At 36.4% G+C, this 7,705-nt stretch carries 12 protein-coding genes; 7 read left to right on the forward strand and 5 right to left on the reverse strand.

What is annotated here, in order from left to right; all coding sequences use genetic code 11:
- Nucleotides 1-482 precede the first annotated feature (482 nt).
- From B9P78_RS08695 to mgsA, 3 genes are all read right to left on the reverse strand, one after another.
- Nucleotides 483-815, reverse strand: a complete 333-nt coding sequence (locus B9P78_RS08695; RefSeq protein WP_369824387.1) for an effector binding domain-containing protein — start codon at nucleotides 813-815, stop codon at nucleotides 483-485.
- Entirely contained in the window at nucleotides 803-928 is a 126-nt protein-coding gene (locus tag B9P78_RS10585; RefSeq protein ID WP_255377097.1) for a hypothetical protein, read from the reverse strand. Before B9P78_RS10585 ends, B9P78_RS08695 begins: the two co-directional genes overlap by 13 nt.
- Nucleotides 929-1,060: 132 nt before the next feature.
- Complete coding sequence (gene mgsA, locus B9P78_RS08700; RefSeq protein ID WP_094519059.1) at nucleotides 1,061-1,525, reverse strand: methylglyoxal synthase; 465 nt, start codon at nucleotides 1,523-1,525, stop codon at nucleotides 1,061-1,063.
- Nucleotides 1,526-1,715: 190 nt separating this feature from the next.
- Here mgsA and racE point away from each other — a divergent pair, with 190 nt between their 5' ends.
- Genes racE through B9P78_RS08715 form a run of 3 tightly spaced genes read left to right on the forward strand, consistent with a single transcriptional unit; the run spans nucleotide 1,716 to nucleotide 3,653 of the window.
- Nucleotides 1,716-2,555, forward strand: coding sequence for a glutamate racemase (gene racE / locus B9P78_RS08705; RefSeq protein ID WP_094519060.1), 840 nt, complete (start codon nucleotides 1,716-1,718; stop codon nucleotides 2,553-2,555).
- On the forward strand, nucleotides 2,555-3,178 hold the full coding sequence (locus tag B9P78_RS08710; RefSeq protein ID WP_094519061.1) for an XTP/dITP diphosphatase: 624 nt from the start codon (nucleotides 2,555-2,557) through the stop codon (nucleotides 3,176-3,178). Before racE ends, B9P78_RS08710 begins: the two co-directional genes overlap by 1 nt.
- Nucleotides 3,159-3,653: a YfcE family phosphodiesterase gene (locus B9P78_RS08715; protein WP_094519062.1), complete on the forward strand. Its 495-nt coding sequence runs from the start codon at nucleotides 3,159-3,161 to the stop codon at nucleotides 3,651-3,653. Before B9P78_RS08710 ends, B9P78_RS08715 begins: the two co-directional genes overlap by 20 nt.
- A gap of 335 nt (nucleotides 3,654-3,988) precedes the next feature.
- Here B9P78_RS08715 and B9P78_RS10385 read toward each other — a convergent pair whose 3' ends face one another.
- Both B9P78_RS10385 and B9P78_RS08720 read right to left on the reverse strand, forming a co-directional pair.
- Nucleotides 3,989-4,174, reverse strand: a complete 186-nt coding sequence (locus B9P78_RS10385; RefSeq protein ID WP_233487842.1) for a hypothetical protein — start codon at nucleotides 4,172-4,174, stop codon at nucleotides 3,989-3,991.
- A 59-nt stretch (nucleotides 4,175-4,233) separates the two neighbouring features.
- The gene (locus B9P78_RS08720; protein ID WP_233487843.1) at nucleotides 4,234-4,836 is read right to left on the reverse strand and encodes a mechanosensitive ion channel family protein; all 603 of its coding nucleotides are present in this window, start codon (nucleotides 4,834-4,836) and stop codon (nucleotides 4,234-4,236) included.
- Nucleotides 4,837-5,072: 236 nt separating this feature from the next.
- Here B9P78_RS08720 and B9P78_RS08725 point away from each other — a divergent pair, with 236 nt between their 5' ends.
- The 4 genes from B9P78_RS08725 to ccpA all read left to right on the forward strand — a co-directional run bounded on the left by B9P78_RS08725 (nucleotide 5,073) and on the right by ccpA (nucleotide 7,426).
- Nucleotides 5,073-5,618, forward strand: a complete 546-nt coding sequence (locus B9P78_RS08725; RefSeq protein ID WP_094519063.1) for a DUF948 domain-containing protein — start codon at nucleotides 5,073-5,075, stop codon at nucleotides 5,616-5,618.
- 26 nt (nucleotides 5,619-5,644) lie between these two features.
- A complete protein-coding gene (locus B9P78_RS10390) occupies nucleotides 5,645-5,872 on the forward strand; it encodes a YtxH domain-containing protein (RefSeq protein ID WP_233487845.1) in 228 nt (75 codons plus the stop codon).
- A gap of 2 nt (nucleotides 5,873-5,874) precedes the next feature.
- On the forward strand, nucleotides 5,875-6,147 hold the full coding sequence (locus B9P78_RS10395; RefSeq protein ID WP_233487847.1) for a hypothetical protein: 273 nt from the start codon (nucleotides 5,875-5,877) through the stop codon (nucleotides 6,145-6,147).
- A 280-nt stretch (nucleotides 6,148-6,427) separates the two neighbouring features.
- A complete protein-coding gene (gene ccpA, locus B9P78_RS08735) occupies nucleotides 6,428-7,426 on the forward strand; it encodes a catabolite control protein A (RefSeq protein WP_094519064.1) in 999 nt (332 codons plus the stop codon).
- The last annotated feature ends 279 nt before the right edge of the window (nucleotides 7,427-7,705 follow it).

Below are 7,705 nucleotides of genomic sequence, written 5' to 3' on the forward strand. Positions count from 1 at the left end.
AGCAAGAAACTGGAATTCATTTTATATGGATTTGAGTTTCTTTTTATTTTATTTGGATTTGATAAAAGAAAAAATATGTTTTTTGTCTGGCTTTTTTAGGATTGTATATATACATCGTTAAATAACTAAAAAGTGGAAACCTCGGAAGGTTTTGGTTTCAAAAATGAGAAATTTTGCGTCACACAAGAGGCTGAACTTTCATTATTTTTAGAAAAGGAATGTTCACGGTGTTTTGCGTTTCATTTTTTTTCATAAATATACTCAAAAGCAGTTCTGGTTTCCATTTTTCATCTATTTTAAACCGGATATAAACAATCTCGCAAAAACATGCCAACCAAAGCGGTTAGCTGCGACAAAAGGGAACCAATTCATATGTCTTTTTGTATTTTCAAAAAAAAGGCGTGAATGTTTTCTCATCCACAACAAGAGCCGGAGACCCTTTTATATTTGCTAGTTTGCTACAACTGGTAACCACATTTGACCTAGATACTGGCCTGCCTTGATTTCCATGTGTACAACTGCATTTGGACCACCTCATAAGCGTAGTCAGTAATTTCGTTTAATACTTGCCCAAAGGCCGCATAGGTTAGTAAGTCATTTAAAGTTTGGCGGTCATCAGCTTTATCTTCTATTATGAAATATTTACCTGCAGGGAAACGAGTAATTTGAACAGTTCCGTCTATTTCATGGTCTGATTGAACCCCAACAGAATGCATCATTTTATTATCAACGGCTTCGTTCACTACGAATAAGTGACCATCAATTGATTGGTCGATTAAGTTTTCAATTGTGCCATCCTCTGTTACTTTTGCCAGAAGGCATTTTTTTGTTTATTAATTTCGTCAAAATCAGTATAATCAGCAACTAGTTCCGTTGTAACACCAACAAGCGTAAAAGCTTCTTTATCTTCAAAATAATGGTGGGCCATTTCTCAACACTCCCTTATCAAAATTCATCTTGCACAATTATTATCCATAAAATAGTAACGTGATTCAATTCATAAGTGATCATAAAAGTAAATTTGTCTTTGTTTATAAATTAAACGAATAGAAGTTGGTGATTATTCAATTAATTTGCGACCAGCATTACCATTTTCGATATTTTCTAATATATCTCGGTTCATTCGACCTTCCTCATATTGGGCACGCCAATCTAAATAACCAGCATCTAATCCGCGAATTAATACCTCAGCGGTACCAATATTTGTAGCAAGAGGAATATTATATACATCACAGAGACGGATGAGGGCATTCACGTCAGGTTCATGTGGCATTGCTGCTAAAGGATCCCGCATAAAAATAACTAAATCCATGGCATTTTCAGAGACTGCTGCACCAATTTGTTGGTCGCCACCTAGTGGACCAGATTTGAATCGATGTACATTTAATCCTGTAGCATCAATGATTCTTTGGCCTGTGGTACCAGTTGCAAATAGTTCATGGTCGGCTAATATAGTTTGGTAGGCTAGTGCGAAAGTCACCATCATGTCTTTCTTTGAATCATGAGCAATTAATGCAATTTTCATTCAGAAAATCCTCCATTTCAATCAAAAAGATTAGATTCATTAACGCGATTTGCCTCAAGCTGCAGATTGTTAAAATACTTTTAATAAATGCGAAATCCTGAAGTGAATCCCATTATTCTGCTATAATTGTACCATAGAACATAAATTATTCAGTTTGCATTTTCTTTGAATAATTGAATGGGAGGGTAAAATGAATAGACCAATTGGATTCTTAGATTCAGGAGTTGGTGGGTTGACAGTCGTCAAAGAAGCCATGCGCCAATTGCCTAACGAATCAATCATATATATTGGTGACAACGCTCGGTGCCCGTACGGACCACGAAGTGTTGAAGAGATTTCGGAATTTACCAATCAAATGGTGGATTTTCTTCTCACAAAAGATATTAAACTATTAGTCATTGCGTGTAATACAGCAACTGCCGTATGTTTAGACGAAATTAAAGCGCGCGTAGATATACCTGTAATTGGTGTCATCCAACCAGGTGCACGTGCAGCCAACAAATACACAGAAAATGGAAAAATTGGTGTCTTAGGAACTGAAGGAACAATTAAAAGTGGTATGTATGCGAAGACTTTACGTCAAAAGAATAAAGCCCTGACCATCACGTCACTAGCTTGTCCACCGTTCGTTCCACTAGTAGAAAGCCAGCAATACAATACACCTCTAGCCAAAAAAGTGGTAGCCGAGTCCTTAGTGCCTTTGAAAAATAAAGGGTTAGATACAGTCGTTTTAGGGTGTACACATTACCCGCTATTACGTGACTTGATTCAAAAAACTTTAGGTAGCCATGTTACTTTGATTGATTCTGGACAAGAAACGATTTCAGACGTATCGATTTTATTGGATTATAATGATATTGCAAAATTGTCTGATGATGAATCGCCAATCACGCGCGACTATTATACGACTGGATCACCGCAATTATTTAAAGAAATTGCAGATGATTGGTTGGAAAGTGATCTTGTCGTTCAAAGGGTTACCATAAGCGAATTAGAAGCCATTCAAGCACGTATGAAAAGGAGTAAATAATGAAAGAAATTATGATAGCAACCGCTAATCCAGGCAAAGCCAAAGAATTTAAAAGTTTATTTGCGAAATATAATATCGATGTAAAAACATTATTAGATTTCCCAAACTATCCGGAAATACCTGAAACTGGCGAAACATTCATCGAAAATGCAACAATAAAGGCAACAACGGCAGCCAAAGACTTACACATTCCAGTCATTGCAGATGATTCAGGACTGTCAGTAGATGCCTTAGATGGCGCTCCAGGTGTTTATTCAGCACGATATGCTGGACCAGAAAAGAGCGATGCTAATAACCGCAAAAAATTATTAGATGCCTTAAGTGACGTAACGGACGAGCAAAGAACCGCCCGTTTCCATACATACTTAGTCGTCGCTGACGCCGAAGGTCATGTATTAAAATCTTACCATGGTACACTTGACGGGTTTATCACACGCGAAGAACGTGGTGAAAATGGTTTTGGTTATGACGCTATTTTTTATGTGCCAAGTAAGGACAAGACTACCGCACAAATGTCAGCTGAACAAAAAGATAGCTTGAGCCACCGTGGGAATGCGCTTCGTTTATTAGCAAAAGATTTAGAAAATGGGGAGTTGATTTTACATGAAGATATTAATCACTAGTGATAATCATGGTGATCATGAAGCACTGTTAGATTTAGTTGTCCAATCAGATGACGATATTGATGTATTTATTCATTGTGGGGATTCTGAATTAGCTGAAGATGACAATGTATGGGGGATTTTCCATACAGTTCAAGGGAATATGGATTACGGTCATTTCAAGGATGCCATTTCATTGAGTACGCCTGAGGGTAAAATTGTGGTCACACATGGTCACTTAAACAATGTGAATCGTAGCCTTGATAATTTAGTTGATTTAGCGAAAGCAAATGATGCGGATATCGTGATGTATGGCCACACACATGTGATGGATGATCGAGATATTGATGGGGTAAAGGTGATTAACCCAGGTTCCATCAGTCAACCTCGTGGTAAATATCCATATCCATCATTTGCTATCTTAGATTGGGAAGGTGGCAAAAAAGAAGTCACTTTCTATAACAAACAATGGGAAGTAATCGATGAAATCGGCTAAGCTAACTAAAAATGTGTAAAGTAAAAGAGGCTGGGACAAAAAATTTAAATCATAGATTTTTCGTCCTTACAGTGTACCTTCTTTGTGAGCCGTGGGACCATTGAAAGCCAAGGTCTTTCAATTTGAAGTCGAGCCAAGGCCTCGATTTCATCCTCTTTCACGGCTAAGGAACTACCCTTTCAGTCCTTTAACCTGTTCCCCTGATATATTTCAATCAAAATGTATAAGAATTTTTTCAAAGTAAAAGGCGTATACAACTCTTATTAAGAATTGTGTACGCCTTCTTAGTGGCCTTTTGTCCCAGCCTCTTTTTAAATAGGGTTATTTTACTGCCTTTAACCTGGTCTACGGGAATCATAAACAGGAAGGGTTACGCCATTTTCGACAAGGGTTCGTGTTAATTTTTCGTAATAGTAAGAGCGAACAGGCATTTTATCGGCATCATTGGTATTTAACACAACACGGAAGAATAAGCGACCAAAACTATCACGTTGATAGCCCCAGATATTTGGCTGACCCATAACGCGATCATCTGAGATAGTTGCCTCCAAACTGTGTTGAATTAATTGTTCGATATGTTTCAGTCCGTATTTGGATCAACGTATAAGTCGATATATACATGTTTGGTTGTATTCGATGAGTTCGTGACATTAGTGATATTTCGGTTGGGAATATAATGCCGAGACCCATCATCACCACTTAGAACTGTCGTACGAATCCCAGTAGAAATGATTGTTCCTGATAACCCAGCAATTGTGACGTAATCGCCAACGCCAAATTGATGTTCTAAAAGAATAAAAAATCCATTCACTACATCTGTAATAAATCCTTGAGCACCAAGACCTAAAGCTAAAGAAGCAACCCCAGCCCCAGCAATCAGGGTTGCAACGGGTACCCCAATGATAGCGAGTATGGAATAACCTAATAAGAAGAAATAGGTATATTGGACCACATTCTCAACTAGTTTATGAATCGTTTTGTTTCTTTTTAGGGAACCTGTTTCACGATTTTCAATTCGTTTTGCATCACGTTCAAAATAAAGATCAACGATTCGGTCAACAATTTTCTTGATTAACCAAAATACGATGATGGTCACCACTAATTCAACCAATACTGATACGATATCTGAAATCATGCCTGCGTAATCAATGGATTCCACATATGTTTGCCACCATTGTTTCAAATAAATCATCCTTTCCATTTGTAGCTTTCCTTTTCATAGTAACTAAGACATTTGCACTTGTAAAGTTATAAGTAAGGTGCCCAAAAGATGATAGTATAAGATAAATGTGTTTTTTTCGTGACAAATATACGTGATTATTTTTGTAAAGCCTTTGCATGGTATGGTAAAATACGTTTATAGTTATATTATATTTCTGAATTTTAATAATTTGGAAATAAAGAAGGAGTGATTTGTACATGACAGGAGGCCAAATTGCAGGCTTAATCGCAGCGATTGCATTTGCAGCATTAGTCATCTATATTATCTTATTCTTGCGTGAATTAACAAAAACCATGAAAGAAGTTACGGGGATTGTAAATGAAGCGAATGAATCGGTTAAGGTAGTGACGAAGGATGTTGACGCACTCTCTATTGAAGTTCAAGGCTTACTAAATAAATCCAATGTATTATTGGATGATGTAAATGGAAAAGTGGCTCAAGTTGATCCGTTGTTTAAAGCAATCGGAGATATTGGTGTAACTGTTTCAGATGTGAACGATTCAACTCGTAATCTTGTATTAAATATTACCAATACGGCGCAAACCAAAGTGGATGATATTAAAGGTAAGATGACAGAAGCACCTGAAGCAAGCGAAGAAGCTACTACAACAGTAAAGGTGGCGAATGTGACAGGTCAACCAACTGTTTCTGGTATACAAAAGGTAGGAAAATCTGCCAAAGCATTATACAGAAAACATCAAGTGCGTAAGGCACAAGAAAATTCGACAACTAAACCATACTAAATTAAATTAGAAAGAGGGAATTCTACATGTCAAGAAATACTGGATCATTCTTATTAGGCGCTATTATCGGTGGTACTGCAGGTGCTGTAGCAGCATTATTATTTGCCCCTAAATCAGGTCGTGAGTTACGTGATGATTTAAATCAACAAGCAAATGTCATCCGTGACACAGCTTTAGATTATGCAGATATTATGTCTGAAAAGGGTAACGCAGTTACCAAACAGCTACTGAAGCTGCGCAAGATATCCGTGTAAACTTGTCTGAATCTGCTGAAGCTTTAAAAAATCAATTAAATGAAGCGACTCAAGAAGCAAGTAAACAATACCAAACAGCGCGCGAAGAAGTCGCTAACGCATACACTTCTGCAAAAGATACCACAACGACAGCTGCTGAAATTGCTAAAGAAGAAGTAAAAGCTGGTGCTGAAGAAGCAAAAGTTGTTACTGAAGTAGCAAAAGAAGATAGTCAACCCATCAAAGAAGACGTTGATGCGGTTAAAGAACAAGTACAAGAAGTAAAAGAAAAATAAGTTTTCGAAAACTGAAACATTTATTTTAGACCTATACATGTAACCTATTTGGGGGCATGTATAGGTCTTTTTGTATATAAAAATGAAAGTAATGCAATATTTTCACAAAAATAATGAAACCTACTTGTCTATTATTGCAAATACTGTTAGAATATGAAAATGTGTATGAAAGCAAACAGGATATAGAAGAAAACGTTTGCAACTACTTGTATTTAATGCTATATTTGGCATTGTAAATATGAAAACAAAAATTACGAAAAATTAAAAAGGGAGCATACCAATGGATAAACAAACTGTCACTATCTATGATGTAGCGCGTGAAGCTCAAGTGTCAATGGCTACAGTATCACGTGTAGTAAATGGTAATACAAATGTAAAACCTTCAACACGTGCGAAAGTTCTAGAAGTTATTAAACGCTTAGATTACCGACCAAATGCTGTTGCACGAGGATTAGCGAGTAAGAAAACAACCACAGTTGGCGTACTTTTACCAGACATCACGAATAACTTTTTCAACTCTTTAGCCTTAGGGATTGACGATATTGCGTCAATGTATAAATATAACATTATCTTAGATAATGCGGATAATAAGAAAGAATCACAGGTATTGTCAAATATCTTGGCGAAACAAGTTGATGGTGTCATCTACATGGGTCATCAATTATCTGATTCAGTACGTGAAGAAATTAACCGCACCAACACACCGTTTGTGTTAGCTGGTTTAAACGATGAGAAAAATGAAATTCCATCAGTGAATATTGACTATACCCAAGCATTTTATGAAGTTGTTACTGGCTTATTAGAACAAGGATATCAACATATTGGTTTCTTAGCTTCTAAACCTTACTTTGCGAACAATATAGACCGTTATAATGGTTATGTCAAAGCATTAGAGGAAGCAGGAAAAACAGTTGATCAAGACTTACTATTTGAAACAGCCGATTCTCGTTTCAAGAACGGTGAAGAAATTTCTAGTCGCATTAAAAACTCTAAAGCGGACGCCTTAGTTGTCGTTGGTGATGAGTTAGCTGTGAAAGTGACGAATTATATGGTTGATAATGGCGTGAAGATTCCAGAAGAATTTGCAGTTGTTACATCAAACAATACAGCGCTTACTGAAATTGTACGTCCATCATTAACATCTATTGAGCCACCATTATATGACATTGGTGCCGTTTCAATGCGTATTTTAACAAAATTAATGCATAAAGAAGAAGACGTAGAAAATCATGTAACGCTACCACACAAATTTGTGTTGAGAGATTCTACAAAACACTAAAACTAACGAAGGATTGGAAAGAAATATCTGATTTTTTTTTTGTAAAAATAGAGGCTCTTTGGCATTTAATGGGGATAGCTTTATTTAAGCAAGAAACTCAAATTCATTTTATATGGATTTGAGTTTCTTTTTATTTTAAATGAGATTTGATAAAAGAAAAATATCTTTTTTATCCGGCTTGGATAGGATTATATATATACATCGTTAAATAACCAAAAAATGGAAACCTCGGAAGGTTTTGGTTCAAAAATGAGAAATTTTGCGCCATACAAGGGGCTG

Origin of the sequence: Aerococcus sp. 1KP-2016 (assembly GCF_002252085.1) — a bacterium.
Classification (GTDB): Bacteria; Bacillota; Bacilli; order Lactobacillales; family Aerococcaceae; genus Aerococcus.